General features: G+C 64.3%; 24 protein-coding genes and 4 pseudogenes. 14 read left to right on the top strand and 14 right to left on the bottom strand.

What is annotated here, in order from left to right:
• Positions 1 to 81: 81 nt before the first annotated feature.
• From LMA02_RS27985 to LMA02_RS27970, 4 genes are all read left to right on the top strand, one after another.
• Entirely contained in the window at positions 82 to 567 is a 486-nt protein-coding gene (locus LMA02_RS27985; protein WP_228908368.1) for a helix-turn-helix domain-containing protein, read from the top strand.
• Between the two features lie 479 nt (positions 568 to 1046).
• A complete protein-coding gene (locus LMA02_RS27980) occupies positions 1047 to 1457 on the top strand; it encodes a zinc-binding dehydrogenase (protein WP_228908367.1) in 411 nt (136 codons plus the stop codon).
• Positions 1458 to 1577: 120 nt separating this feature from the next.
• Entirely contained in the window at positions 1578 to 1997 is a 420-nt protein-coding gene (locus tag LMA02_RS27975) for a GFA family protein (RefSeq protein ID WP_071336339.1), read from the top strand.
• A gap of 29 nt (positions 1998 to 2026) precedes the next feature.
• The gene (locus LMA02_RS27970; RefSeq protein ID WP_085042831.1) at positions 2027 to 3310 is read left to right on the top strand and encodes an acyl-CoA dehydrogenase family protein; all 1284 of its coding nucleotides are present in this window, start codon (positions 2027 to 2029) and stop codon (positions 3308 to 3310) included.
• A 639-nt stretch (positions 3311 to 3949) separates the two neighbouring features.
• Here LMA02_RS27970 and LMA02_RS27965 read toward each other — a convergent pair.
• On the bottom strand, positions 3950 to 4903 hold the full coding sequence (locus LMA02_RS27965) for a carbohydrate porin (protein ID WP_267478984.1): 954 nt from the start codon (positions 4901 to 4903) through the stop codon (positions 3950 to 3952).
• 32 nt (positions 4904 to 4935) lie between these two features.
• Here LMA02_RS27965 and LMA02_RS27960 point away from each other — a divergent pair.
• The 3 genes and pseudogenes from LMA02_RS27960 to cynR all read left to right on the top strand — a co-directional run.
• Positions 4936 to 5043, top strand: a pseudogene (locus LMA02_RS27960) (DUF1348 domain-containing protein); the annotation flags it as partial.
• 441 nt (positions 5044 to 5484) lie between these two features.
• Entirely contained in the window at positions 5485 to 6186 is a 702-nt protein-coding gene (locus LMA02_RS27955) for a hypothetical protein (protein WP_228908365.1), read from the top strand.
• Between the two features lie 423 nt (positions 6187 to 6609).
• On the top strand, positions 6610 to 7497 hold the full coding sequence (gene cynR, locus LMA02_RS27950; protein ID WP_228908364.1) for a transcriptional regulator CynR: 888 nt from the start codon (positions 6610 to 6612) through the stop codon (positions 7495 to 7497).
• An 86-nt stretch (positions 7498 to 7583) separates the two neighbouring features.
• On the opposite strand, the pseudogene LMA02_RS35630 reads toward cynR, so the two are convergent.
• The 5 genes and pseudogenes from LMA02_RS35630 to LMA02_RS27930 all read right to left on the bottom strand — a co-directional run.
• Positions 7584 to 7874: pseudogene (locus LMA02_RS35630) on the bottom strand (SDR family oxidoreductase); the annotation flags it as partial.
• A 72-nt stretch (positions 7875 to 7946) separates the two neighbouring features.
• Complete coding sequence (locus LMA02_RS27945) at positions 7947 to 8204, bottom strand: DUF4148 domain-containing protein (RefSeq protein ID WP_228908363.1); 258 nt, start codon at positions 8202 to 8204, stop codon at positions 7947 to 7949.
• Positions 8205 to 8424: 220 nt separating this feature from the next.
• Complete coding sequence (locus LMA02_RS27940) at positions 8425 to 8904, bottom strand: DUF1348 family protein (protein WP_028362915.1); 480 nt, start codon at positions 8902 to 8904, stop codon at positions 8425 to 8427.
• 145 nt (positions 8905 to 9049) lie between these two features.
• The gene (gene cynS, locus LMA02_RS27935; protein WP_085042838.1) at positions 9050 to 9520 is read right to left on the bottom strand and encodes a cyanase; all 471 of its coding nucleotides are present in this window, start codon (positions 9518 to 9520) and stop codon (positions 9050 to 9052) included.
• A gap of 61 nt (positions 9521 to 9581) precedes the next feature.
• Positions 9582 to 10241, bottom strand: a complete 660-nt coding sequence (locus tag LMA02_RS27930) for a carbonic anhydrase (RefSeq protein WP_012372075.1) — start codon at positions 10239 to 10241, stop codon at positions 9582 to 9584.
• A gap of 152 nt (positions 10242 to 10393) precedes the next feature.
• Between LMA02_RS27930 and LMA02_RS27925 the strand changes: the two are divergent.
• Positions 10394 to 10480, top strand: a pseudogene (locus LMA02_RS27925) (LysR family transcriptional regulator); the annotation flags it as partial.
• 611 nt (positions 10481 to 11091) lie between these two features.
• On the opposite strand, the gene LMA02_RS27920 reads toward LMA02_RS27925, so the two are convergent.
• From LMA02_RS27920 to LMA02_RS27910, 3 genes are all read right to left on the bottom strand, one after another.
• On the bottom strand, positions 11092 to 11310 hold the full coding sequence (locus tag LMA02_RS27920; protein ID WP_006749916.1) for a hypothetical protein: 219 nt from the start codon (positions 11308 to 11310) through the stop codon (positions 11092 to 11094).
• A gap of 223 nt (positions 11311 to 11533) precedes the next feature.
• Positions 11534 to 12184, bottom strand: a complete 651-nt coding sequence (locus LMA02_RS27915) for an NADPH-dependent FMN reductase (protein ID WP_006749915.1) — start codon at positions 12182 to 12184, stop codon at positions 11534 to 11536.
• A gap of 300 nt (positions 12185 to 12484) precedes the next feature.
• Positions 12485 to 12790, bottom strand: coding sequence for an NIPSNAP family protein (locus tag LMA02_RS27910; protein ID WP_228908362.1), 306 nt, complete (start codon positions 12788 to 12790; stop codon positions 12485 to 12487).
• A gap of 257 nt (positions 12791 to 13047) precedes the next feature.
• On the opposite strand from LMA02_RS27910, the gene LMA02_RS27905 reads away from it, so the two are divergent.
• Entirely contained in the window at positions 13048 to 13845 is a 798-nt protein-coding gene (locus LMA02_RS27905) for a GNAT family N-acetyltransferase (protein WP_228908361.1), read from the top strand.
• Between the two features lie 141 nt (positions 13846 to 13986).
• Here LMA02_RS27905 and LMA02_RS27900 read toward each other — a convergent pair whose 3' ends face one another.
• Together LMA02_RS27900 and LMA02_RS27895 are read right to left on the bottom strand one after the other, a co-directional pair.
• Positions 13987 to 15324 carry a DUF3999 domain-containing protein gene (locus LMA02_RS27900; protein WP_228908360.1) on the bottom strand — a complete coding sequence of 446 codons (1338 nt, stop codon included), beginning with the start codon at positions 15322 to 15324 and terminating at the stop codon, positions 13987 to 13989.
• Positions 15321 to 18725 carry a DUF2339 domain-containing protein gene (locus LMA02_RS27895; RefSeq protein WP_228908359.1) on the bottom strand — a complete coding sequence of 1135 codons (3405 nt, stop codon included), beginning with the start codon at positions 18723 to 18725 and terminating at the stop codon, positions 15321 to 15323. The genes LMA02_RS27900 and LMA02_RS27895 overlap by 4 nt, the downstream gene beginning before the upstream one ends.
• Before the next feature lie 329 nt (positions 18726 to 19054).
• Between LMA02_RS27895 and LMA02_RS27890 the strand changes: the two are divergent.
• From LMA02_RS27890 to LMA02_RS27875, 4 genes and pseudogenes are all read left to right on the top strand, one after another.
• Positions 19055 to 20508: pseudogene (locus LMA02_RS27890) on the top strand (quaternary amine ABC transporter ATP-binding protein); the annotation flags it as partial.
• Positions 20501 to 21397, top strand: a complete 897-nt coding sequence (gene choW, locus LMA02_RS27885) for a choline ABC transporter permease subunit (RefSeq protein WP_006749909.1) — start codon at positions 20501 to 20503, stop codon at positions 21395 to 21397. The pseudogene LMA02_RS27890 and the gene choW, both read left to right, overlap by 8 nt.
• Positions 21398 to 21514: 117 nt before the next feature.
• Positions 21515 to 22513, top strand: a complete 999-nt coding sequence (locus tag LMA02_RS27880; protein WP_228908358.1) for a GlxA family transcriptional regulator — start codon at positions 21515 to 21517, stop codon at positions 22511 to 22513.
• A gap of 110 nt (positions 22514 to 22623) precedes the next feature.
• The gene (locus tag LMA02_RS27875; protein WP_006757406.1) at positions 22624 to 23571 is read left to right on the top strand and encodes a choline ABC transporter substrate-binding protein; all 948 of its coding nucleotides are present in this window, start codon (positions 22624 to 22626) and stop codon (positions 23569 to 23571) included.
• A gap of 101 nt (positions 23572 to 23672) precedes the next feature.
• Here the strand turns inward: LMA02_RS27875 and LMA02_RS27870 are convergent, their stop codons facing one another.
• The 3 genes from LMA02_RS27870 to LMA02_RS27860 form a co-directional block, all read right to left on the bottom strand.
• Positions 23673 to 24821, bottom strand: a complete 1149-nt coding sequence (locus LMA02_RS27870; RefSeq protein ID WP_228908357.1) for a WD40/YVTN/BNR-like repeat-containing protein — start codon at positions 24819 to 24821, stop codon at positions 23673 to 23675.
• 56 nt (positions 24822 to 24877) lie between these two features.
• On the bottom strand, positions 24878 to 25147 hold the full coding sequence (locus LMA02_RS27865) for a MoaD/ThiS family protein (RefSeq protein ID WP_006749905.1): 270 nt from the start codon (positions 25145 to 25147) through the stop codon (positions 24878 to 24880).
• 141 nt (positions 25148 to 25288) lie between these two features.
• Entirely contained in the window at positions 25289 to 25687 is a 399-nt protein-coding gene (locus LMA02_RS27860) for a nuclear transport factor 2 family protein (protein WP_011659528.1), read from the bottom strand.
• A 78-nt stretch (positions 25688 to 25765) separates the two neighbouring features.
• Between LMA02_RS27860 and LMA02_RS27855 the strand changes: the two genes are divergently transcribed.
• A complete protein-coding gene (locus tag LMA02_RS27855; protein WP_228908356.1) occupies positions 25766 to 26707 on the top strand; it encodes a LysR substrate-binding domain-containing protein in 942 nt (313 codons plus the stop codon).
• Positions 26708 to 26719: the final 12 nt, after the last annotated feature.

The following is a 26719-nucleotide window of genomic DNA, read 5'->3' as shown; positions in this document are numbered from 1 at the left end:
CATATGCGCTCTTCTGATCTTGCAAGGCCGATGCGTCGTCGCGATACTTAACTCAACGCAATGAACACGGGGGAGCACGAAATGAGTGTCGCGACAAAACCGCAGGCAACCAATGCAGTAGACAAGAGTGTTGCAGCCAAGTGGTCGGCGCCGTTGGCGAAGGCGGGCTGGACTTCTTTTCCGAACATCATTTTCGAGCGTCAGCAGGCGTTGGGCCTTACTCCGCTCGATATCAATATTTTGATTCACCTCGCTGGTTACTGGTGGAGGCCCGGAGAATATGCACGCCCGTCCAAGGGCACCTTGGCGAAGGCAATCGGTGTGGCTCCACGCACAATACAAAAGCGAATTGCGGCGATGGAGGCAGCCGGGTTCATCAAACGTATTTACCGCACGACGAGCGTAGGTGACAACGACACGAACGAGTATGACTTGAGCGGTTTGATCAAGGCGGCTAAGCCATTTGCCGAAGAAAAGATCGCGGAGCGTGAGCGGAGGCAGAAGGAACAAGGCGACCGTCTGACGCGTAAGAAGCCCCTGGCAATCGTCAAAGGTGGCAAGGCATAGCAATACGCGGCATAGCTCAAGAGGATAGAGCGCTGATTCAAAGCCACTCGCGAACAGTGGTCGTAGACGGTTGGCTGGTGCCTCCATCGTACGCATTAGAGATCTGGGTTCAAATCCCGGTGCTGCCCCCGCTTTCACAACGGCGCGGTCCGCAGGGGATCTGTCGCCGTCTATCCGTGACGCGTGAACCCGATCGGTTGTCGCTTAGCTGAGGGTGGTAGCGCCAGCGTCGCAATACGCTTTCCCGTTGCTAGCGCGATCGCGAACGCATCGGTCACGGTGCGATGAAGTTGGCGCAGATCCAGGTCAGTGCGTTCCGCAATCAACCAAGTAGGACCAGCTTCTAGCGTCAACTAACATGGTTTCCAGTCTCGAAATCAAGAACCCTGAGTCAGGAACTCGGCTTCCTGCCGGTGCTGCCCCGACCTGTACACAGCACAGGATCCGCTGATCAATGCTCGTCTGGCGCGCGGACGAGCATGGTCAACTATACGGAGCCGGGCTGGGAAGAGGCGGCGCGTGCCCTCACGAACAACGAAGGCTTCGATCTCATCCTCCATGTCCAGGGCGGCGAGGCACTCGCTCGCGAGCTGGCTCTTCTCAGGCCTTCCGGGCGCATCGTCGCGTACGGCGCGGCTTCCAACGAGCCGATGCTCGTGGATGCGGCCCACCTGCTTGGGGGCAACCTCGGTGTCTGCGGCTTCTATCTTGGGGTGCACCTCGCTGACGCCGAGCGAATGAAACGACAGTTCTCCCGCCTGATGGGATGGGTCGAGTCCGGGCAGATCACGGTGCCGATCGGCGGGTGTTTCCCTCTTTCCGAGGCGGCTCACGCACATGCGTTACTTGAATCTCGCCGATCAACGGGCAAGCTGATCTTGAAACCGTGATGCCCGGTGTGGCAGCAAACTTGAGCTAAGTCGAGCAAACGCCCACGCACATTGCGCTGAACAAACTGCATCGGAGGTTCGTGAAGCGTCCTCCGCTCAACAACCGAAGAGGAGATGTACATGAGTCATTCATACAGTGGAGGGTGCGCCTGCAAGGCGATTCGCTACGAGTGCTCGGCCGAGCCGATTTTCTCATTGAACTGCCATTGCCGTGACTGTCAACGTGCAACCGGCAGTGCTTACGCCTCGGTGCGGATCGTGCCGGCTCCCGCGTTTCGGATCGTATCGGGCGAGCCACGATATCACGGGGTGAAGAGTGATCTCGGCCACGACGTGGAGCGTGGCTTTTGCCCCGATTGCGGATCGCCCATCCTTGGAAAGATCGCGGAGAAGCCCGAGATTGTGCTGATTTTCTGCGGCAGTCTCGATGATCCTAGCCAGTACTCGCCCTCGATGGACTTCTACACCACCAGTGCTCAGCCGTGGGACTTCATGGATCCGGCGCTGGCGAAATATGCCAAAGGCCTGCCCAACGCATGACGCGTTGCTTAAATCCAAAGGAGACGAACGTGCTGCGACTGAAAACTGAACTGAACTTGCCGGACGTTTGCCTGACCGGTTTCGAAACGCCGCTGTCCGAGGAGGAGCGCGCCGTTCAGGAAACGCTTCATCGGTTTGCTAAGGAAGTCCTCCGCCCAACGGGCACGGAGCTGGACAAGATGACCGCGGAGCAGGCCATTGCGCCAGGATCGCCCTTTTACTCGGTCTTTACAGAGTTCGCGAAGCTCGGCGTAGATCCCGCGCTGTTCGCTTCGCTGCCCGCCGAGACGGCGTTGCGCATGGAATCGATGATCGCCGAGGAGCTCGGATGGGGCGACAGCGGGCTTGCCCTGTCGCTGGGGATCGCCAACTTCCCCATGCAACTGGCTGTTACGGCCGGCAAGCAGGAACTGGTCGAGCTGTGTGCCGGCCGCATCGGGTGCTGGATTGGAACGCAGCCCGACCGGGGCAGTGACTTCCAGGTGTTCGACATCGAACGCGATTGGCCGCAAGGCACGCCGGGTAATCAAGGCAACCTGTGGGCGAAGGTGGGCGACGACGAGATCGTGATCAACGGACAAAGCTCGGCCTGGGTATCCAACGGCGCCGTTGCGCAAGTGGCGATCGCCTATATGGGCGCGGACTATGGCGATGGACGGCTTGACAAGAACGGCCTGCCGTACGGTGTCGGGGTGATCATCCCTCTCGACCTTCCCGGGGTCTCGCGCGGCAAGCCGCTTGAAAAAATCGGCCTGCGCGCGCTTCCTCAAGGGGAAATCTATTTTGACAACGTTCGTGTTCCGAAACGTTTCGCCGTCGCGTTGAAAGACGAGTACTACGGCAATTTTGCTTCCGTGTGGTCTTACGCTGGAGCACACACGTCGCCGATATTCGTGGGCGTCGCCCGCGCGGCGTTCGAGTTGGCGCTGCAGTACTGCCATGAACGTAAGCAGGGCGGAAGGCTGCTGATCGATCATCAACTGACCCGTTATCGTCTCGGCGACATGCTGCGCCGGATTGAACTGGCTCGCGCGACGGCTCGGCGCTCACTCGCGTTTGCACGCCTTTCGGAGCGGGTCCACCCCTATGTCACCGCAGCGAACAAGGTGACAGTAACCGAAGAGGCGATGAAAGTGGTCCACGAGGCGCTTCAGCTTTTCGGCGCGGTGGGCACGACACGCGAATATCCCATCGAGAAGCTGTTCCGCGACACCCGTCCCTCCCTTATCGGGGATGGCGAGAGCTACACGGTGACCATGCGCCTTGGGCTTCTTTGTCAGCAGCTCTATGCAGAGGGTTGGAGCAATCCCTGATCCGTCGAAATGCCGCGTACAACTTCGCGAATTCCCCGATTCGCGGGGATGAAAACGAACGCGCCTATTTCTTACTGCGCGCTTTGGGGAAGTGTGGATCACGTTAGATCGTGCCCACGATCTCTGATCGTGGGCACGATCTATCCAGATTTACCTGGCAATCAGATGTAAAAGGCTGGTCTAGGCCAAACAGACGGCGTCAGATTGTCTGACTCAGTTCGGCCAGGAACAGTCAAACACCCGTCAGTACCGAATGGCGGGCCCCTGGCCTATAAGCGCCGGTCAACATGACTTCTGTCCCAACGGCCGAAAGTCTGGCTGATCAAGCGCGGCCCTCTTTCCAATGCGCAATGCCTTCGATCGCGGCATAGTAGACGATCACGAGACCCGCGAGCGGGTCCGCGCACCACAATCCCGCAATCGCGTTGGGTGCGATTCCAACAAGCACGGCCGCCGCCAAATAGCCGTCTATGACGGTTACCCGCGATTCCGCGATAAGCACGGCGCGCGGCCGGTGACAAGCTTGCCGCGCGTGAGGGCAGGCCTCGCGCTGGGCGTGCGTTGAACTCGGAATTCCCGGGGACGGGCGCCACCATGCCGAAAGGTAGCGTCGTCGCCGTCACCCCTTCGAGGTAGCGGTCAGTTCCCGGACAGACCCAGCATTTTGTCGAAGAGGATCGTGGCGAGGATTCCATATGCAATCCCGTTTCGCGGCTTCGTGGTCGTGTACGGCATCAGCCAACTATTCGTGTTGAACGTACGGACGATGTACGGACTCACGATAACGGTGGGCGTGCCAATGATGTTGGCGTCGACCTGTACCGCGTACTCGTTTCTACCCACGTTGTAGCCGGTGCCTCCGAGTGCAAGATTGGTCTGTTCGAGAAAGTTTTGCTCTGATGCTGTATTTCGTGTATAGCTGACGCGCGCGGAGACAGTGTCATACGGCCGGCTTTTCAGAAGGCCTTTCACGGTCAGGCCCAAAGTCCCCGTGCTCTCAAGTCCAGCCGCGTTGTGCTGGCTGAAGGAGCTGGCGAAATTGCCAAATACGCTCAGTGAGAAAGGCCCGGGTGTGCCGGCAATATTGCCATCCGGATGCCACACCACCTGCTTACCACCGACATAGATACCCGAGCTTCCCTTGTACGGGCCGGGCAGTATCGGACCCGGGCTATTGAAATCCTTGTGGCTGGCAGTGTTGTAGAAGAAGAGCAGCTCGTAATTCTTCGCGTAGCGGTCCTGCCGCGGATCGGTCCTATAGGTCACGTTGGCGAGGTAAGTATTGCTTTGTGGGCCTTGTTCCGACGCAGTCCAGCCGGTGCTATAGGGGTAGTTAGCATCCGATCTCCACACGCCAACCTGCGCGGTGATCTCGCTCGTGAACTTATAGGCAGCCCGCGCTCCCCAGTTAGCGATCACGGGGTTGATCTGTCCTGCGTACTGCAGGATCGGAGAGAAACAGCCGAAGGGTAGTTCGCACACTGGGACGCCGAAGAAATCTCGCGGGTTGCTCTTCCCGAATTCAACCGTGCCCCGCCCTTCAAGGAACTTCTGTTCCCACGTAAAAAGCGTCAAGTACGCCTTTCGCTGCACATACGGCGAGGGCTGGCCGGCAATACTGTCACTATGCGTGCATCAACGACATGCCGATCAAGGAATCCGAGCGCAAGTATCACTGGCCCCTGGGCCGTCGGCCGGATGATCATCCCGGCTTGTCGGAGCTCGGCCTCTAATAGCTGGGCTGATCGTATCGCTTCGATTGGAAGTACGCGGGGAAACGAAGGCAACGGTGAGGCAGTCTCTGCGACGACGGCCTCCCGAAGTTTGGTATGACGGAGCATCCCCACCCAGCTTGGGAACTCCAGGGTGTCTCGCCGTCCTTCTCACCTAGTCTGCCCTCTAGCGATTACTGCCCACTCCATGTGGGCAGTAAGCCTTGCAGCCCTTGCTTCTGGAATCCACTGCGTCTTCTCTGGTGGATAACATACGGACTGAATGGCATCCTGTTTGCATTCGGAACGGAGAACCTTGGTGGGAAGGAGTTTCCGCAAACACTAGGCTTCGGCAGCGGGATGGCTCGTGGTGCAGGCCGTGCGAGTGGCAAGGCACCGGATGCGGGATACAGGTGAATGCACGCCCATAGACCCCACTCGCTCTCTCACTCGAATCCAAGGGTGGACCAAAAAGGGCCAACGGGGCTTTTCGCACGTCTCCACAACAGCCGCTCAATGTCGCGCGTAGCTTTTGCAGACATCGCAAAAAAGCAGGATAACGAAATAACGCCGCACAGCGACATTATGGTTGGTGCGCCCAAACTCGTGCAATACGGGTCGCGCCTTGCTTGCGCGGCGCGCTCCACTTCCGAGTCGGTAGAGTTGGTGCCGATCGACTCAATTATGTCAAACGAAAATATTGAATCACCGCTCGACCACTTCCTTGGCTGGTACTCCTCACTGCCGACGGAACAGCAAGAAGTCATCGCCTTGAGTGCGCATTTCATTCCAGGTTTCAACATTGACGTCGCAGAAGCGATCGAAAAGAACAACGCAGCAGTTCTCTTTGCTGATCGTGTTGTGTCATATAGAGACCGTTCATCGAGCGAACGCTGTGCGGCAACGGTCCTTCATATGTGCCTCGAACATATCGCGTTTGCTAACCAAGGTACCGGCAATTGGCGTGAGCGACAGGCAGCCCTTCGCGAGTATGCCGACGACTTTGGATATCCGGCGCTTCACGATGCAGCAAACGCTGCACAATTTAAGCACGCGCAGTGGGTGCAAACTCGCAAGAAGTGGAATCAGCTGAAAGCTGGTCCGTTCTCCATTGATGCCATCTCCAACTTTCGGGTCTTCGGTCCAAGTGGAGCAGCCTCCTGAAACGCCGGACACGGTCACCCACCTACGATAACGGGCAGGCATACGACTGTGGTTTTGACCAACACTGTTGTAAGACTCGGGCAACACATCGCCCGGCGTTTCGCCGCCGAGCAAACGAACGGTCGAAAGTGCGCGCGACCGCACGACACAGAGCGGGAGGTCGATGGCAAGCAGAAAAGGCGGACACGATGATCGCTCGAACGAAGATCATTAGGAAAGTCTACGAACCAAAATAATTTCCCTCAGCGCGAGCGTACTAACGGCCCGGTTCAGCGTATCCGCAACCCATCGACGACCTCCCTCACGATCGGCTTGGATGCGTGCGTTGATTCGATGGATGAAGGATGGATGCGAATTCCAATAGCGTCCAAGACTGGTTTGCGATAGATTCGATAGGGATAGCCAATAGGTGAGGGAATTCCCGTGCTGCTACGTCATATCCGTTACTTCCTTGCAGTAGCAGAACAGAAGAACTTCACGCGCGCTGCCGAGGCGCTTCATGTATCGCAGCCCACCTTGTCGCAGCAGATCCGGCAGCTCGAGGACACCCTGGGAACACAGCTGTTCGACCGTTCAGGCAGAACCGTTCAACTGACCGACGCGGGAGAGGCGTGGATGCGTTACGCCAAGCTCGCGCTACAGGACCTTGATGCAGGTGTGAGGGCGATACACGACGTGGCGGAACTGAGCCGGGGCAGCCTGCGTTTCGCAGTAACGCCGACCTATACGGCTTCCTTGGTCGGGCCGGTCGTAGATGGCTTTCACCAGCTGCATCCTGGCATCAGGATCGATATCCGCGAACTCACACAGGATCAGATGGAGGCGCAGCTTGCGGACGACAGGCTTGATATCGGTGTCGCATTCCATCCGGCCTTTTCGGTCGACATCGAAAGCCAACCCCTCTTCGCGGAAACGCTGAGCCTGGTGGTAGGCCGCAACCACCCGCGTGCCGCACGCCGCAAGGCACTCGCGGGGCCTGACTTTGGCAAGGAGCCGCTGGTCTTGCTGAACGACACATTCGCGACGCGCCGGTTCATCGATGAGCATTTTGCGCGTCACGCTATTCGACCGCTTGTCGCAATCGAAGTGGATACGATCGGTGCAATCGTCGAGATCGTGCGTCGCGGGCAGCTGGCGACGGTTCTCCCTGATCACATCGCACGCGTGCAAGAGGGCCTACATCCCGTGCCGATCGATCCCCCTCTGCCAACGCGTACGGCTGCCATCTTGGAGCGCAAGGGTGCGTATCGCACTGCGGCAAGCAGGGCGTTCTTACAACTGCTGACTGAGCGGTTTGGAAAGCCGACGTGACCACCACCGACATCGACGGCGTTGCGTAGTTGAGTGACTTGCTTCGAAGCTGATGCAGCGCGAGCGGATTGGCCCGCAACAGCGCGTTTTGCCGAGATCATCGACAGGAAGCCCGCTTTTGCTGACTCGTCGCCGCCTCGGCAACGATCCGACATTTGGGTGGCGACCGGCCTTGGCGCAGTTGCGTTAGCATGCGCGCCGACCGCGACACCTTCCACTGCTGGGCGCTTAGTCAAACCGTCAGCCGAGTGTTTGCTGGCCGTAGATTCGGCGGTATCGGCAATGCCGATGTGGGCTGCGATCGAGGCAGCGTTCACGATCGAATTCGGTGTGATCCTTGCCGCATTGGATGCTGCAACTGACGATCCGCCGGACATAAACACATCGAGGTGACTCCCTCTTTGTGAGGCGGCGTACGACTCGCTTCGTCGTAGCCGCTTGGTCTGGCGTCACGAGCCGTGGAAAACCGTATCGTTCAGGCGTTGCAGCGTACCGTCCTGCTCGGCCTGGATCAGCTCGTTGACCACGTCGCGGCGGGTCAGTGCGCGCTGGGCTTCCGGCGCCGCGTTCCGCTGGATCAACGGTGCAGCGGAGTGGTAACCCGGTGAAGCCGCTTCTGCGGAAGAGGCAGCAAACGCGGTCGTGGTGGAAGCAGCCAGCATGAGTGCCGACAGGACGTAAGAAATGTGGCGGATGCTCTTGTTCATGATGTTTCCCTTTCCTTGTTTCGATATAGATTAAGCAGTGCTAACGGTAATGGTGTTGCGGTTCGAAGTTTCTGCTAGCCGAATCACCGGACGAGATTTGCGCACCACCCGACAAAACTAGCAGTACCAGTGAACGTCAATACACGCTCAACAATCCGTCGTTCTTCGCAACCGGATTGTTGGGCGCGAACCACTCATCGCGGCTGTAACGATCCGGGCTTCAAAGCCCCAATTCGCTCAGTCCCGGATGATCATCTGGCCGACGGCCCAAGGGCCAGTGATACTTGCGCTCGGATTCCTTGATCGGCATGTCGTTGATGCACGCATAGCGGCGCTGCATGAGGCCATCCTCGCCGAACTCCCAGTTCTCGTTGCCGTAGGAGCGGAACCAGTTGCCCGAGTCGTCGTGCCATTCGTAGGCGTAGCGCACGGCAATGCGATTGCCGCCGAATGCCCACAGTTCCTTGATCAGACGATACTCGTGCTCCTTCTTCCATTTGCGCTCGAGGAACGCCTGCGCTTCCGCTCGATTGTTCGCGAACTCGGCGCGATTGCGCCATTTCGTGTCGAGCGAATAGGCGAGCGCGACCTTGGCGGCGTCGCGCGAATTCCAGCCGTCTTCCGCGAGACGGACTTTCTCGATGGCAGTTTCCAGCGTGAACGGCGGAAGCGGCGGGCGAACTGCTGCGGGTGAAGTCATTTCGGATCTCCTTGTGGGGGACAGCGCATTGTTGGTGCTCGACGTGGAGCGCGGCCCCGTCATCGTGCAACCCGAGAGCGCAAGGCCGCCCGAAGCAAGCGCGGCACCGGTGCTCAGTAAGAATTTTCGTCTTTGCATCATGGGTTCAGAACGGCTTGGTCGGCAGATACTTGCCGTTGAGCGTGATGACGGCACGCTCGCCACCTTCCGGGTCCGGAACCTTCTGGATATCGAGTTTGAAGTTGATCGCGCTGATGATGCCGTCGCCGAATTTCTCGTGAACCAGCGCCTTCAACGTCGAGCCGTACACCTGCACCATTTCGTAGAAGCGGTAGACGGTCGGATCGGTCGGCACGCCACCCGGAATGCTGCCCCGCACGGGAATGGTTTGCAGCAGGCGCACGGCGTCGTCGTCGAGCCCGAGGCGTTCGGCGACGAGCTTCGCCGCATTCTCCGGCAGCGCATGCTGACCGAGCAGCGCGGCTGTCGTGTATGCGAGGCTCAGGCCAGTGCCTTCGTTGATGGCTTCGAACGTGAGGTTCTTGCGCACCTTCGCGTCGACGATCTTTTCCGTCAGAGCTTCGCGTGCGTTCGGTGTGACTTGCGATTGGGTCATGATGTTGCTCCTTGAGTAAATCAACCTAGTGAGATCGGCAGTCGGTGTGACGAGCCGGGAATCAGAGCGCAGCCACGCACTCGGCGGGCGTCGCGGTGACATCGGGATGCGCGGCGAGCGGCACGAACTGGCGAGTCGCGGCGTCGAGCGCGTCGATCGAGCCGGATTCGATGTCGTAGACCCATCCGTGCAAATTGAGGCGGCCTTGCGCAAGTCCCAGTGCAACGGAGGGATGGGTCTTGAGATTGTCGAGCTGTGCGATGACGTTCTCGCGCACCATCGAGTCGACGCGCTCGCGCTCGCCTGCATGTTCACGCGCCTCGTTGACGAGCTTCGCCGAGTCGGCGTAGCGCAGCCAGTTCGCGACGGCGGGCATATGGTCGAGGCACTTGCACGTTGCGACGGCCGTCATCGCGCCGCAGTCCGAGTGGCCGCAGATCACCACATCCGTCACGCCGAGCGCGGCCACTGCATATTCGACGGTAGCCGACACACCGCCCGGCTCGGGACCGAACGAAGGCACGATGTTGCCGGCGTTGCGGATCACAAACAGATCGCCCGGTTCGCGCTGCGTGACCAGTTCGGGAACCATGCGGCTATCGGAACAGGAAATGAACAGGGTGCGCGGCGTCTGGCTGGTGGCCAGCTTGCGGAACAACTCCCTGCGTGCGGGCATGATGTCCCGTTGAAACTTCAGAAAACCGTCGATGATCTCTTGCATGGTCAGCTCCATTCAGTCTGGCGTTCGTCGCCGCGTCGGTCAGTGCGATGCGTTGAATGGAGAATGGACCTGTTCCGTCATAGCGTCCAAGACGGGTTTATGATGATAACCATAGGAAATACCAATTGTTATCGCGGACGAGGAAATTCGCCGTGCTGTTGTGTGATGTCCGTTACTTCGTGGCCGTCCCGGAACACCGCAATTTCACGTGCGCCGCCGAGGCACTGCACGTTTCGCAGGGGGCCCCTGCGCGGTACGGAGTGGCGTGCCCTGACGTTCAGTAAGCCCGCGGCGCATACGCACAAGACCCCCCCTAGATTTCCGGTGACGTGGCGAAATGGTCACGGAGTCAACAAGGCGAACCTATGTGATCGAATAGGGGGAGGCTCCGTGTGTTCTCGCGGGGGCGTTTCGGAGAGCTGTACCGGGCGGCCTTTAGGTCGGTCCCAGGGGGGAACTGGAGACCTCCCAAAACACATACCTGGATCATGAGATGAACCCATTACGAGTGCCGGGAAGCCGGACAAGTGGCGGAAGCCCTGACGCATTTGATGATGGCTCCGGTCAATGCTAGTCCCGCCGAGTAGAGTGGTGAGCGGAGGTGGCGTGGGAGGCCACTGCCGCTATAGTGCTCGGCCAATCTTGACGAAAATCGATCGATAGACCGCCACATCTTGGGAAGAACCAAGCCTATTAGCGAGTGCTCGTATTTCTTGTCAATTCAGCGGCTTTTGCTCAACTTGTATGGAAAAATGAAGCGAGAAATCATGGCGGAATGATTTGCAAGCTATTGATTTTATTCATGTATGCCGCTCAACTTAATTGACAAACGATATGTCGAGCGCTGTGCTCAGGCCTGCGTGTCGACCCAGAGGCGTCCCCAGCGGGACGCATACGCGAGCGCGTGTTCCTCTTCGAAGAAGAAATCGATCGCGTCGAACGACACGGCGCGCGGCGACGGGCCGCCGCTTGCCTTCTCGATCGTCAGGTTGGCGGCGAACAGCCCGTTCGGCAGCCGGGCGGCGGCGGGGGCGACTTCGTAGCCCTTGTAGCGGATCGTGCGGTTCATGGCGTACGCATGGAGGATTCGGGCTTTCAGCGTACGAAAACCCGCCGCCCGCGTGAACCAATCTTTCGGCCAATGCAAATCACATGGCAGGCCTGATCGTTATCGGGACGGGGAGCCGGCATGAAGCAGGGGCGTCGGCGCGGTGCGTGCCGGCGCTTCGGACACGCGCCGCCCGCGCGCGGCGAACGTCGTCGGCCGGGCGCGGGCGGCGGGAAGACTGCGGTCAGTGGTTGGCGATCTTCAGCACGGGGGCGAGCACGTCGACCGATGCGGCATGCGAGGCCGCGCGATGCGACGCGAACGCGAGCGCGAATTCCGCTGCTTGCGAGCCGACGGTCTCGAGTTGTGCGACGACCTTCGGATCCGAGCAGCTGTCGGCGCTGTCGAAGCGCGTTTCGAGCGTGTTCACGGTGGCGCCGAACGGGGTCGGCCAGCCGCGCAGCGCGTGGACGATCGAACGCAGCGACGTCAGCACGGTGCCGGCGGCCTGCCAGCCGTAGGCGGTGACGATCAGGCCGACCGCGCGGCCGTCGAGATACGGGCGCTCGTCGGCGCGCAGTTCCTCGAGCGTGTCGAGCGCGTTCTTGACGAGGCCGGACACGCCGCCGTGATAGCCGGGCGTCGCGATGACGATCGCATCGGCTTCGCGCACGGTGTCGATCAGCTCTCGCTGCGCGTCGGTCAGCGTCTTGTGTTCGGGGGCGTAGTGCGGCAGCGTATGCAGGAACGGGCCGTCGAACAGGCGCGTGCGTGCGCCGGCGGCTTGCGCGCCGCGCAGCGCGAACGACAGCGCGCGCTCGGTCGACGACGCGGCCCGGGTGGTGCCGCCGATGCCGACCACGAACGGGCGGCGGTGTTGATCGAATGCAGTCAAGGGGCGCTCCTTGGGATGGCTTGCCCGGCTAAGCACAGGCTTAAAACCAGATGGTAACGACCCCGCCGCCACTCTGAAAACGACTTTTCGTTCTATCGATATGCCGTACACACAGGGCGAGCGTGCGCGCGGCGACGCAGATGGATAGCAGAAATGCTTGGTTGGGACGGCGTGCGGCCCTCGATAAGATGGGCCCGTCTCCTCCATGATGTCTCTACTGACATGGGTTGGCCCCGCCGCGCGGATGCTGGCGGGGCTTTTTTTCGTCCGCCGCCGGAAACGGGGCGCGATGCACGGCGATTACTCGAACACCGGCCGGAAGAAGCTGCGCTCGTAGCTGACGATGCAGCGTGTTTCCTCCGCGTAGCGGAACGCGGCCTGGCAGGCGGGATCGTCCTTCGAGCGTTCGCGGTAGCGCTCGTACTCGGCGAGGCTCGGGAACGAGAACATCGCGAGCGCGATGTTGTTGGCGCCTTCGGATGGCAGGAAGTAGCCGTGATGCGTGCCGCCGAATTGCTCGACGAGCGGAATCCACATCTTGCCGTAGGTTTCGAACTGGTCGAGCTTGTACGGATCGATGACGTAGCGAAGGAAGCAGGTGACCATGAGCGCGCTCGGTACGGTGGGGGAGCAGCGAGTCTGGATGGAGTCGTCGCACGTGTCAACGACGCACGCGACATTGCTTGCACGAACAACGATCGGCGCTCTTTCATGCGTACTCGACGACGCACGCGAAAGCCGCGGCACGCATCGTCGCAACCGTCTCGCCCGCGCGCATTTCCCCAAACTTTTACGACATTTTTTCTTGCGACGGCGGCCGGCGCGCTCATAGACTTCGGGCATCCCAACCACGGAGTATTGCAATGTCGATACCCTGGAACGCGATCGCCGAACGGTCCTCTACCGCGCTGCCTTCCGTGTGCGCCGATCGGGTGATCGTCCGGCGTTTCGATCCGGCAGTAGACAGCTATGCGCAACTCACGCCGATGCTGCATCGCGCATTCGCGCGGCTCGGCGCGATGGGGCTCAACTGCACGTGCGTCGACCAGGACGAAGACGTCACACGCCGCCGCGCGCAAGCAGGCGAGTGCTACGTCGCCGTGTGCGGCGGACGTGTGATCGGCACGGCCACGTTGTATGCGACCGATCCGTCGTCGGCCTGTTCGCTGTACCGGTGCGAAGGCGTCGCGAGTGTGCGGCAGGTGGCCGTCGATCCCGACTGCCAGAGCCGCGGGATCGGCGCGTTGCTGCTGTCGTTCGCCGAGCAATGGGCCGCGTTGCGCGGCTATACGCTGCTCGCGCTCGATACGCCGCATCCCGCTTCGCACCTGCTGGCGTTCTACGGCGCGCAGGGTTTCGAGGTCGTCGACACGATGCGCTTCGCCGGCAAGCACTACGACAGCGCGATCCTCTGCAAGCGGCCTGTCGTGCATTTCGCGCACGTCGCGCGCCGCGTGTCGCCGGCGTCGCGGCTGGCTGCGCGCGTGGCGGCCGTGCGGCGTCTCGCGTATGCGTTGCCGTCGCGCGTGGCCGCGGCGGCCCGGCGCGACCCGCACGTGCGCCGTGTCACCGGATGGGCGGCACGACGTGCGGCCGGCGCTGCGAGCTGCCGCTCGTCGCCGTGGCGGCCGCGTCAGCATGGTCGCATCGTGGCCCGGTAACGGCGTGCCTGATTGCGTGGCGCGCATGCCGATACCGAGAGGGACCCGGTCGACGAATTCGCGCGACGATCGTACGCGATCGCGCGTTGCGATTGTCGAAAAAATCAGGCACGCGCGGTAAACGGTGCATCAAGAAGGACACTACGCGTCGCCGCCGCCTTTCGCGAGGCGCCACGCGATCGTGCCGAGCACGCCGACCGCAACGACCAGCGCGCTCCACAGCACGTAGCGGCGCATCGCGTCCGTATCGGCCGCCGCCGCCGGCGCGACCGCCGAGACCGGCAACGCCGCGCCGACGCGCGCGGGCCGCACTTCGGGCGCCATGCCGACCAGCAGCGCGTCGCGGCTCACGGCCGACGACACGAGCGCCGCGTCGCCGACGCCAAGCGTGAACGGTGGCGCGCCGCGCGCGACGAAAGTCAGCGCGGCGGGATGCCAGCCGATCGCGACGGCCGGCTGGCCGCCGCCGAGCCCGCCGTTGCGCATGTCGACGACGATCCGCCACGCGCGATCCGGATTCGGCGCGAACGCCAGCGGCGGGTTGCGCTGTTCGGCGCCTTTGCCCTGCAGCCGGAACAGCACGGCGCCAGCGACGTCGCGCCACGGCGCCTGCGCGTCCGGGCGACTCTGCAGTGTTGCGCGCGCAACCGTATTCGGCTGCGGCAGGTCGATGCGCACGCGGTCGACCGGATACGCGCCGTCAGTGTCGAACAGATACTCGCCGGGCGCACTGCCGCCCCGCACGTGCACGGCGTCACGCCATTGGCGCGGCACGGCCGCGGTATCCGCCGTGCGCGCATCGTGCGGTTGCGTTTCGATCTCGATCGACGCGATCGCGGGTGCGCCGTCGAGCCAGTCCAGCCGCAGGTAGCGCGGGGCCGCGCCTTCGAGCGCGATGCGTTCCTGCACCAGCATGTCGTCACCGTGGCCGACCTTCAGCAACTGCGTGCTGCCGAGCGGCCGCCAGTTGCGCAGGTCGTCGCTCTCGTCGACGGCGACACGCCCCTGGTAGCTGTCGTCGCCCACGTGCACGAGCAACGCGTCGATGTCGCCGTTCGCATGCGACAGGTCGACGAGATCCGCGCCGCGCTTCGCACGCGACGGCGCGGCGACGGCTGCGCGTAGCGCCCCGTCCGGGCCGACCGTCACGCCGAGCGATGCGTTGCCGTTGTCGGCGCGCGCAGGCGGCAGCGGGAACCAGTGCACCGGCGTGCGCGACGGCGGTACAGCGGGCGCGGCGGGCGCGTCGAGCGAATACGGCACCGGCTCGCCGGCGCCGTTGAAGATGCGCACGTCGCCGAGATCGTCGCGCCGGCTCGCCGCATACACGGGCTGCGGCACGGTGAGCTGGTAATACGCGGCGCTGCCGTCGAGGTCGAGCGAGAAGCGTTGCGCAACGCGTCCGGCGCCCGGCGTGCCGTCGGCCGCCGCGAACGACGCGAGCAGGCTCAGTCCGAGCAGGGCTGCGAGTCGCTTCATCGTGCGTCGTCCGGTTGGGCCGCGGCCTTCGGCGGCAGCGGCGAGAAATAGCCGATCAACAGCAGCAGCACGCCGATGCCGATGAACGACACGATGCGCTCGATGCCGGTCACGTGCGACAGGTCGAACAGGAACAGCTTGACGACCGTGAGCGCGAGCAGCGCGGCGCCGACGAACCACAGCGGACGCAGCCCGCGGCGCGTGGCCCAGATCGTGATCGCGAGCGCGCAGAGCGTCCAGTACACGGACACCGAAGCCTGCACGAGCGTCGATTCGGCCATTGCGCCGAATTCGTACGGGACGCCGGCCCAGTGATGCAAGGAGCGCAGCAGGATCGCGTTCAGCCACAGGAATGCGGTTGCGCCCGCCGCGCTCAGCAGTTCGACGCGATAGTTGCCGAACGACCAGCCGAGCTTGCGCGTGCGCACGAACCACGACGCGGCGAGCGCATAGACCACCGCGAGCACGAGATCGAGCGGATTGAGCAGCGGGATGCGCGCCCAGCTTCCGCCGTCCTGCGTGAAGTTCGCGTAGAAGGTCCACACCCACATCACGACGATCAGCGGCAGCGACGCGAGCGCGCACACGCGGGCGATGCCGTCGCGGCGCGTCAGCCACATTCCGGCGAACGCGAACAGGCTCCAGCCGACCATGAACACCTGCTGGATGCCGAACGACGACAGCACGGTGTCGATGTCGTAGGCCTGGTGGAAGCGGTGATGCAGCGTGCGCAGCATCAGCGCGTTGAACCACAGGAACATGGTCGCGATCGCCGCATAGTCGACGACGCGCGGGTGCCATTCGATGCCGAGTGCCTTCAGGCGGCGCAGCCATGCGACGAACGCGACGAAGACCAGGCACTGCGCGATGTCGAGCGGATTGAGCAGCGGCAGCCAGAAGAGCGGCGCTGCGTTGCCGTCGCTCGTCACGCTGGCGATGCTCCACAGCCACAGCAGCGCGGCGAGCGGCGCCGCGCCCCACACCTGGTAGGCGCGCGGGAACGCCGCGACGGGCCAGCGCAGGCGCGAGCCGGGGCCCGACACCAGCAGGAGCAGCGCGCCGAAGCCGTAGGCCCACGCGCTCCAGCTCCATGCGCCTTCGGGCACGAACGCGCGCAGGCGCCAGAAGCCTTCGAGCGACAGCAGTCCGCACACAGTCCAGAACGTCAGCGTATGCAGCGGCGCGATGATGCCTGCCGCGATGGCTTGCCCGTTGCCGGGCGCCGCGCCCTTCGCGGCTTCGGCGCCTGCCGCGCCGCGCGACTGGCGCCACAGCAGCGCGAGGCATGCGCCGATGGCGACGGGCCACGCAAACGCGCCCATGCCCGACAGCGGCGCTTCGTGCGCGTCGAACGCGCGCAGCGCGAGCAGCGCCAGCACCGGCGTCAGCGCGAGCGCGGGCCATTCGGCAAGCGGCCAGGCAAGCCGGCGGCGCGCGACGTGCGCGAGCCATGCGGTGCCGGCCGCGAACAGCGCGGTCGCGTCGACGACGAAGCGGTCCGCATGCAGATCGACGTGACGGCTCGCATAGACGAGGATTTCGTGCAACCCGCCGCTGACCCACCACAGCAGCCCCCACGCCGCGGCCGCGGCGCCGATCTCGGGCATCCACGCGTGCCACGCGCGCGCTTCGTCGCGTCCGTGCAGCCACCAGCCGGTGAACAGCCCGGCGAGCGCGATCAACAGCATCGCGATGGTCGGGCCGTTGAGCACGGGCAGCGCGGTGGTGTCGGCCGGCCCGAACAGGCTCGTGAAGAATGCGCCGGCCGCGGCCACCTGCATCAGCAGCCCGAAGCCGAACCGCAGCAGGCGTTTCTCGCGCACGCCGAGCCAGACGACGGCCGCGCCCTCGATCGCCCACGCGGCACTGGTCGTCGGGCCGGAGAACGCGAGCGGCACCGCGAGCGTCGCGAAGATCACCGCGAGCGCGAGCGTGGCTTCGAACAGCAGCGCGAGGCGGTCGCGGCGCCGCGCGAGCCAGGCGGCGAGCGCGACGTAGAACGCCGACAGCGCGACGGCGCTCCACGCGAGCCCGAACGGCATGTCCTTCACGAGCGCGGCCTGCAGCGCGGTCGCGACGATCGGCGTGCCGAACACGAGCGTGCCGTCCACGTAGTGCCGCAACGCCAGTTCGCGTTTCACCGCATACAGCAGCGCGATGCCGACATACATCAGGAAGAACAGGATGAGGAACGGCTCGGTGCTCGCGAACAGCGCGGGGCGGTAGGCCGTCACGCCCCACGCCGAGCCGATCGTGAACGTGAACACGAAGCCGAGCAGGTTCAGCGGACGCCAGGCCTTGAACCACGCGATCGCGAAGATGCCCGCGTTCAGCAGTGCGTAGTAGCTGAACAGCGCGACATGGTTGCCCTGGCCGGTCGACAGCAGCACCGGCGCGAGAAAGCCGCCCGCGCTGCCCATGAACGCGAGCGGCAGCGCGTTCTGCCGCACCGCGAGGAACGCGCTCAGCGCGCACACCGCGACCATCAGCGGGAACGCGGCGCCGACGGGCAGCAGTGCGTAGAGCTTCGTCGCGGCGAAGATGGTCAGGTACAGGATGCCGATGCCGCCCCCCTGCAGCACGAGGCCGTACGCGGCGCGGCGCGCACGCACGCGCCAGCCGATCGCGAGCAGCGCGGCCGCGGCGAGCGCCGTGCCCGCGAGGCGGAATTCGATCGGCAGCATGCTGTTGTCGGCCGCGTACTTGAGCAGGAACGCGACGCCGAAGAACAGCACGATGATCCCGACGCGCACGACCGTGTTGCCGCCGAGCAGCCAGTCGCGCGCGGCGCGGAATGCGCGCTCGGCAATGCCGGGTTCGCTGGGCGCGGGCGGGGCGGGGCGAGCGGGAGTTGCGGGCGTTGCGGGAGCGTTTGACGTGGGATTGCCGGCGGCGGGCGCTGCGGTTGCCGGTGCGGGCACCGCGGCAGGAACCGGCACCGAGGTGGATGCCGGCGTGGCAGCCCGGGCGGCCGCGGGTTGCGCGGGCGGTGTCGGTGTCGGTGTCAGTGCCGGTGTCAGTGCCGGTGGCGTTGCCGAGGCCGTAGGCAGCGGTGCGGCACTGGCCGCGCTGGACGAAGGCGTTTGCGTCGCGCTACCGGCCGAGCCCGCACCGGCTTTCGCGCCGGCGAGCTGGCCGCGCAGCGACGCGACTTCGCGCGTCAGCGTCTCGACCGTCGCTTCGAGGCGCGCGACGCGATCGGCGAGCAAGGGCGTGGGGGGCGGCGTCGCGGGCATCGCGAACGCGTCGGGCTTGTTCCCGAGCTTCTGTTGCCGCAGCGCGTGCCCGATGCAGAACCCGACGGCGGCCCCGAGCAGCGCGCCGTTCGCGGCTGAGAAATCCCCGATCAAGGCGGCGATGCCGCCCACGACGAAACCGATTACGGCGAATGCCCAGTTCAACGCCTTGCTCCCTCTCTCTATCGTTATCGTCCTTCGATCCGGAATGCACCGGATCGAGGCGGTTTCGGCACGCCCGGCAGGCGAACCGGCATGCGCGCGCCATCGGCGTACCATCGAGTGAAAGGCCCGCGGCAACGTCGCGATCAGCGTGTTTGCGGGCAATGTATCACAGCGGTCGTCGCGGATTTTTCGGGTTGGCGCGGTATCGCGGCGTGCGCCGTTCGGTGTCGCCGCGCGGCCTTTTGCACGGTCATGCTTTTTACGGGTGAATGCGGTGTTTTCTTTTGTCTGAGCAGAGCGGCGCCGGAACGGACGTGAAATTGTCGTAAAGCGACGCGCACCGGAGGCGAATTGGCGCAAAAAGCCATGCGATGCGCGCCGCGCTGCTGCGCACAAGTCCGGCGTGTGATGCCCGCCGTTGCTGGCTGTGCGCGTATTGCGTTGCCGCAAACGGGTGCCGCCGCCCGCCGCGGCCCGCCAGGCGGGGCTGGAGGCCGTGTCGTATTTGCGCAAGCGTTTGTCGTAATTCGTCGGCAGGTCGGGGTTTTTTCTGGCAACTATGTAGGCACGCTATGCGACGCGTGAGTCCCCGCTACACGAGGAGAAGGTTTCAATGGATGCCCCCAAGGTCGTGGTCGAAGGTCTGTGCAAGGTATTTGGAAGTAACCCGCAGCAGGCGCTCGACATGCTCGCCGCCGGTGCGACGAAAGACGATGTGCTCAAGCGTACCGGTCAGGTCGTCGGCGTGCACAACGTATCGTTCGACGTGCAGGAAGGCGAAATATTCGTGCTGATGGGCCTGTCCGGCTCCGGCAAATCCACCCTGATCCGCCTCGTGAACCGGCTGGTCGATCCAAGCGCCGGCAAGGTGTTGATCGACGGGCTCGACGTTGCGTCGGCACGCCGCTCGGCGCTGACCGCGCTGCGCCGCAAGGACATGAGCATGGTGTTCCAGTCGTTCGCGCTGATGCCGCATCGCTCCGTGGTGTCGAATGCCGCGTTCGGCCTCGAGGTCGGGGGCGTCGGCAAGAAGGAGCGCGAACGCCGGGCAATGGAAGTGCTCGAGCAGGTCGGTCTCGCACCGTTCGCGCACAAGCTGCCGTCCGAGCTGTCGGGCGGGATGCAGCAGCGCGTCGGCCTGGCCCGCGCGCTCGCCGTGAACCCGTCGCTGATGATCATGGACGAGGCGTTCTCCGCGCTCGATCCGCTCAAGCGCCGCGAAATGCAGGACGTGCTGCTGCAACTGCAGAAGGAACAGCGCCGCACGATCATGTTCGTGTCGCACGATCTGGAGGAGGCACTGCGCATCGGCAACCGCATCGCGATCATGGAAGGCGGCCGGCTCGTGCAGGTCGGCACGCCGCAGGACATCATCGCGAACCCGGCCGACGACTACGTGCGCGCATTCTTCGACGGCATCGACACCAGCCGCTACCTCACTGCCGGCGACCTGATGCAGACGGGCGCCGTGCCGACCATGTCGAAGTTCGATGCCGCGAACGTCGCGGCGACGCTGAATGGCAGTGCCGAATACGCGTTCGTGCTCGACGCCGCACGCAAGATTCGCGGCTTCGTCACGCGCGATGCGCTGGGTCAGGCCACGCCGTCCGTGCGGCCGATCGAAAGCATCCGGCGCGACGCGACGCTCGATCATGTCGTCGCGCGCGTGGTCGCCAGCCCGAATGCACTGCCCGTCGTCGACGACGACGGCTGCTACTGCGGTTCGGTCGACCGCGCACTCATCCTGAAAGCCATCACGCGTTCGCGAGGTTCCCATGTCTGAAATGATTCCGCTCGGTACCTGGGTCGACCGGTCCGTTCACTACCTGCTCGACCATGACGCGGCAACGTTCGATGCGATCGGCCGCGCGATCGAGGGCCTCGCCGCGTTCGTCGAGCACGGACTGCAGGCGATCCCGATGTGGCTGATGATGGCGATCTTCATCGGCGTTGGACTGTGGCGCGTGGGCTGGCGCTTCGCGCTGTTCACCACCTTATCGCTGCTGCTGATCTTCGCGACGGGCTTCTGGGACCAGACGGTCATCACGCTCGGTCTCACGCTGTCGTCGACGATCATCAGCCTCGTGCTCGGCATTCCGCTCGGCATCTGGGCCGCGAAGAGCAAGCTGGTCGCCGCGATCGTGCGTCCGATCCTCGACCTGATGCAGACGATGCCCGCATTCGTCTACCTGATTCCGGCCGCGATGCTGTTCGGTCTGGGCCGCGTGCCGGGGATCCTGTCGACGGTGATCTTCGCGATGCCGCCGGCCGTGCGCCTGACGAGCCTCGGCATCCGTCACGTGAACCGCGAGATCGTCGAAGCCGGCCAGGCATTCGGCTGTACGCCGTGGCAGCTGCTGTACAAGGTGCAGTTCCCGAATGCGCTGCCGTCGATCATGCAGGGCGTGAACCAGACGATCATGATGGCGCTGTCGATGGTGATCATCGCATCGATGGTCGGCGCGGGCGGCCTCGGCAACGACGTGCTCGCGAGTATCCAGCGCCTCGACATCGGCCTCGGTTTCGAAAGCGGTCTGTCGGTCGTGCTGCTCGCGATCATTCTCGACCGCATCACCGAAAGCTTCGGCCGCGCGCCGGGCACCGTGAAAGCACCGCTGTTCTCGGGCCTGAAGCAGGTGTTCCGCGCGAAGGGCGCGCCCGCTCAAGCCTGAGCCACCGGCGGCCGGTTCGTCCTCCGGCCGCCTTCTCCGATCCGATACCGGTTTCCGCGGCGTGCGCCGCGGGACTGGCGTCCTGCAACCTGCTCAACCGTTCGCCAGGAGCCCGATGTGACGTCCGCCGCTGCCGCCGTGCCCGCCGCTCGCGTTTCACCGGTTTCGTCCCTCGCCCATTTCGGCTTCCTTACGCTGCCGAATTTTTCGATGATCGCGTTCTCGAGCGCGGTTGAAGTGCTTCGGATGGCGAACTACGTCGGGCGCGCCGACCATTACCAGTGGTCGATCTATTCGCTCGACGGCGCCCCCGTGCATGCCAGCAACGGCATCGCGGTGCGGCCGACCCAGGCGCTCGACTACACGAACCTGCCCGATGTGATGATCGTGTGTGGCGGGATTCGTATCCGCGACGTGGTCGACGACGGCGCGCGCGACACGCTCGCGGCGCTCGCCGAACGCGGGCTGCCGCTGGGCGGCATCTGCACCGGCGCGTATGCATTGATGTCCGGCGGGCTGCTCGACGGCTATCGCTGCACCGTGCACTGGGAGAACCTGTCCGCGCTGCATGCGGAGTTTCCGCAGGTGGGGTTCGCCGACGAGCTGTTCGTCGTCGATCGCGACCGGCTCACCTGTACCGGCGGCACCGCGCCGCTCGACCTGATGCTGAACCTCGTCGGCATGCGCTTCGGCCAGCAGCTCGCCGCGCAGGTGTCCGAGCAGTTCATCCTCGAGCGCATTCGCAGCTCGACCGACACGCAGCCGATTCCGGTCGACGCGCGCGTCGGCTTCTCGCGCGCGGAGCTGATCGAGGTCGTGCGCCTGATGGAGGCGAACATCGAGGAGCCGCTGTCGCTCGAGGAACTCGCGCGGCTCGTGCGGCTGTCGCAGCGGCACCTGCAGCGGATGTTCAAGGTGTACCTGAACGTATCGCCGACCCACTATTACCTGACGCTGCGGCTCAAACGCGCGCGCGACCTGCTGCGCACGACCGACGCGTCGATCGCGCGCGTGACGACGACGTGCGGATTCCATTCGCCGTGTCACTTCAGCAAGGCGTATCGCGCGCAATTCGGTCATGCGCCGAGCTACGAACGGCGGCTGCCGGGGCGCTGACACGGCCCGCGCGAACCGTTCGGTCCGCGACGCCGCCGGGATCGCGGCGCGCGGCTTCAACAATCGATCCCGCAACCATGAAAAACGACGTCACCTTGAGGAGAAGACAGATGAAGCGCCTATTGATCGCAACGGTATGCGGGATCGGGATCGCCGCGCCGATGTCGGCCGTTTATGCGGCCGACCCGCCCGTGTGCAAGAACGTGCGCTTCGCGGACGTCGGCTGGTCCGACATCGCGGCCACCACCGGCCTCGCGTCGACGATGCTGCAGGGGCTCGGCTACGCGCCGACCAAGACGATCGCGTCGGTGCCGATCACGTTCGCCGGCATCAAGAGCAAGCAGATCGACGTGTTCCTCGGCTACTGGTCGCCGACGATGGATCCGATCATCCAGCCGTTCACGAAGGCCGGCACGATCAAGGTGCTCGCCACGCCGAACCTGACCGGTGCGAAATACACGCTCGCGGTGCCTGACTACGTGTACCAGGGCGGCCTGAAGTCGTTCGCCGACATCCAGAAGTACGCGGACAAGCTCAACGGCAAGATCTACGGGATCGAGCCGGGCAACGACGGCAATGCGCTCATCAAGAAGATGATCGACACCAATCAGTTCGGCCTCGGCAAGTTCAAGCTGGTCGAGTCGAGCGAGGCCGGGATGCTGATCGAGGTGAACCGCGCGGCCCGCGACAAACAGTGGATCGTGTTTCTCGGCTGGGAACCGCATCCGATGAACGTGCAGATGAAGATCGATTATCTGACCGGCGGCGACGACGTGTTCGGCCCGAACTACGGCGAAGCGAAGGTGCTGACGGCCACGCCGCCCGACTACGCGCAGCGCTGCCCGAACGTCGCGAAGTTCGTGTCGAACCTGCAGTTCACGACGGCGATCGAGAACCACGTGATGGTGCCGATCATGAACAAGGAAGACCCGAACAAGGCCGCCGCCGCGTGGCTGAAGGCGAACCCGCAATCGCTCGAGAAGTGGCTGGCCGGCGTGACGACGCTCGACGGCAAGCCGGGCCTGCCCGCGGTCAAGGCGTATCTCGGCGTGCATTGAGCGGCAGGGCATCGACCTCCCGCACCGGCATCGAGGCAGTGTCGTCTCGATGCCGGCCGCGAGATGAGCGATTCCGCGGCTCGGCCGGTTCAGCCGCGTCGCTATCCGAAGCGCACGCAATACACCGGCGGCAAATGCGCGGATATCTGCCGCCAGTTCTCGCCGCCGTCACCGGAGGTCCATAACCCGCCCGTCGTCGACGCCATCGCGAGGCGCGTGCCGGAATCGTCCACCGCGAGCCCGTGCCGATACACGAGGTCGTAGGCCGGTGCAGGCGGCAACCCGTTCGACAAGCTCTCGAAACTGCGGCCGCCGTCGCGCGTGCGCGTGACGACGAACCGGCCGTTCACCGGAATCCGGCACGCATCCTTCACGGCCGGGACGAACCACGCGGTGTCAGGATCCGCCGGATGCACGGCGACCGCGAAGCCGAAGCTCGACGGCTGCGCTTCGATGCGCTGCCAGTGCGCGGCGCCGTCGGTCGAGCGGAAGATCGCGCAATGATGCTGGGTCCACAGCACATCGGGACTGGCCGCGCACTGGACGACGCGATGCGGGTCCTGCACGTTGGGCTCGCCGCGCCGCTCGGGCGGCATGTAATCGGCTTCCATGCCGTCGGCGCTGACGCGCCAGCTCGCGCCGCCGTCGAAGGTCTGCCACACGCCGCCGCACGAGATGCCGATCGTCACGTGCCGGCTGTCGCGCGGATCGACCATCACCGAATGGATACCCGGCGCGTCATAGCCGCCGCCGAACCATTCGGGGCGCTCCGGGCAGTCCCACAGTGCGCGGTTGAGCACCCACGAATCGCCGCCGTCGCCGGAGCGGAACAGTCCGCCCGGTATCGTGCCGGCCCACAGTACGCCCGGCTCGTCGGCGCCGCCGGCTTCGAGCGACCAGATCTGCTGAAGCGTCCACGGCGGCCGGGGCGGGGCGGGCGTTTCGTCGTCCGCATCGCCGGCGCCGGTTTGTGCGCCGACGTTGGCGCGCGGCGCGTCGGCGGGCTGCGGCGGATACACGGGAACCGCGCATTCTTCCCATTCGGCCGCACCGGCGCGGCGGCGATGCAGCTTGACGCCGAAATGGCCGAGGTTGAGCGCCGCATACAGCGTGCCGCCGCGCGGATCGGCCAGCGCCATGCTGACCGGCTCGCCGATGAAGTGCGGCTCGCCGAGCGACCAGCCGCCGTTGCCGTCGGCTTGCAGCACGAACAGGCCCTTGCGGGTCGCGACGAGCAGTCGATCGTTCATGTCGGATGTCTCCTGTGGGCGCGATCGGGCGCTTGCTTGGATGACGATGCGTCCCTTTACCCGCCGGACAACGCCTGCACGACATAGACGCGGCTCGCGTCGCCGAGCGCGTCGGACAGGTGTTGCCGGTCGCGCACCGGCTGGCCGTCGATGAATACCGACAGATGCTTTCTCAGCGCACCCTGGTCGTCGACGATGTAGCCGCGCAGCCGCGGCTGTTCGCCGAAGACGGTTTCAAGCGCTTCGCCGAGCGTCCGTGCGTCGATGTCGCGCTCGGGCGTGTCGATATGCCGCTGGATCGACGCCGCGAAGAAGAGGTGGGCCATGGCAGGGGCTGGCAGGAGCCGCGCAGGGGGGACGGTCTGTAGTTTAGGCGATCGATCGGGCCGGCAGTGACCTCGCGGTGCGGCCGGCGGCGATGTCGCCGTTGCTGCGCCGCGCCATGGTCGGTGCGCGCGCTTGCCCGGTTACGCGTACTTGTCGCCGACCGTGCTTCGGATCGGATGCGTGTCGTAGACGATGATCATGCGCTCGATGCGCGCATCGTCGTCGAATTCGAATACGTCGACGCACTCGAATTGCACCGCGGAGCCGTCTTTCAGTCCCCAGTCGTAGGTGAAATAGCCGGTGGCCCGACGCGCGCCCGTCGCGCTGACGCAGATGTCGATCGGCGTGATCCGGCTTTGACCAGATGCCGCCGCGACTTTTTCGAAGAAGGGCTGCGGCGCCATCCAGCCGAGAAACGGCGAGAATATTCGCGCGTCCGGCGTGAACAATGCACAGATCGCGGCGACGTCGCCGCGCTCGAGTGTCTTCAGGTAGGTATCGACCTGTCGCGTGTAAAGTGCGTCGGACGACGAAACCATGATATTTCTCCGCTGATTGTTGACGAGCCTTCCGCGACAGCCGTCGCGATCCGGTGCAACCACGATAGCGATGCCGCGATGACCGAACAAACGAAAAATCCGCAACCCGGGCATGCCGCCCGCGCATACCCGCTGGCGGATCTGACGCGCGCGCTGCCGCCGCTGACGGCGTTCCAGGCGTTTGTCGCCGCCGCCGAACTGGGCAGCTTCAACCGGGCCGCCGAGCATCTGTGCCGGACCCAGGGCGCGGTGAGCCGGCAGGTGCAGCAACTGGAAGCGCACTACCGATGTGCGTTGTTCGTCCGTCATCCGTCGGGATTGACGTTGACCACGGAAGGCGGCGCGTTGCTGGTGGTGGCCGTCGACGTCCTCGCGCAACTGGCGCGACACGCTCACGCCCATGCGCATGCCGCGTCGACCCTGACGTTGCGGCTGCCTTCCACGTTTGCGATTCGCTGGCTGCTGCCGCGGTTGTCGGCGCTCAATCACGCGTTGCCGCGGACCGAATTGCGCATTCACACGTCGGCGGACGACACACCGGATTTCACCGACGCCGATTTCGATGCGATCGTCGTGCGCGGCACCGGCAGCTGGGCGGGCATGGTGGCGGTCCCGCTATTCGACGAATACCTGACGCCGATGTGTACGCGCGAGGTCGGCGCGTCGTTGCAGTCGGTCGCCGATCTCGCGCAGGCGACGCTGCTGCATCCCGCGCGCAATCGCGACGAATGGCGATGCTGGCTCGACGCCGTGGGCGCCACGCAGATCGACCCGGGCAGCGGGCTGGTATTCGATACGCTCGAACTGACACTGACGGCCGCGGCCCAGGCGCACGGCGTCGCGATCGGCGATCCGCGCATGGCGGCGGATCGGCTGGCGGCCGGAACGCTGGTCGCACCGTTTTCGGAGGTGGTGCGCAACGGTCTGGGCTACTACCTTGTCTACCCGGTGCAACGCGCCGCGCAACCCGCGATTCAGGCGCTCACGGAGGTCCTGACGCGTCTTGCGCGCGAGGATTGATCGCAACGGGCG

The organism is Burkholderia sp. B21-005 (assembly GCF_020843965.1).
GTDB classification, from domain to species: Bacteria; Pseudomonadota; Gammaproteobacteria; order Burkholderiales; family Burkholderiaceae; genus Burkholderia; species Burkholderia ambifaria.
This window is presented reverse-complemented; position numbering and strand designations above follow the sequence as displayed.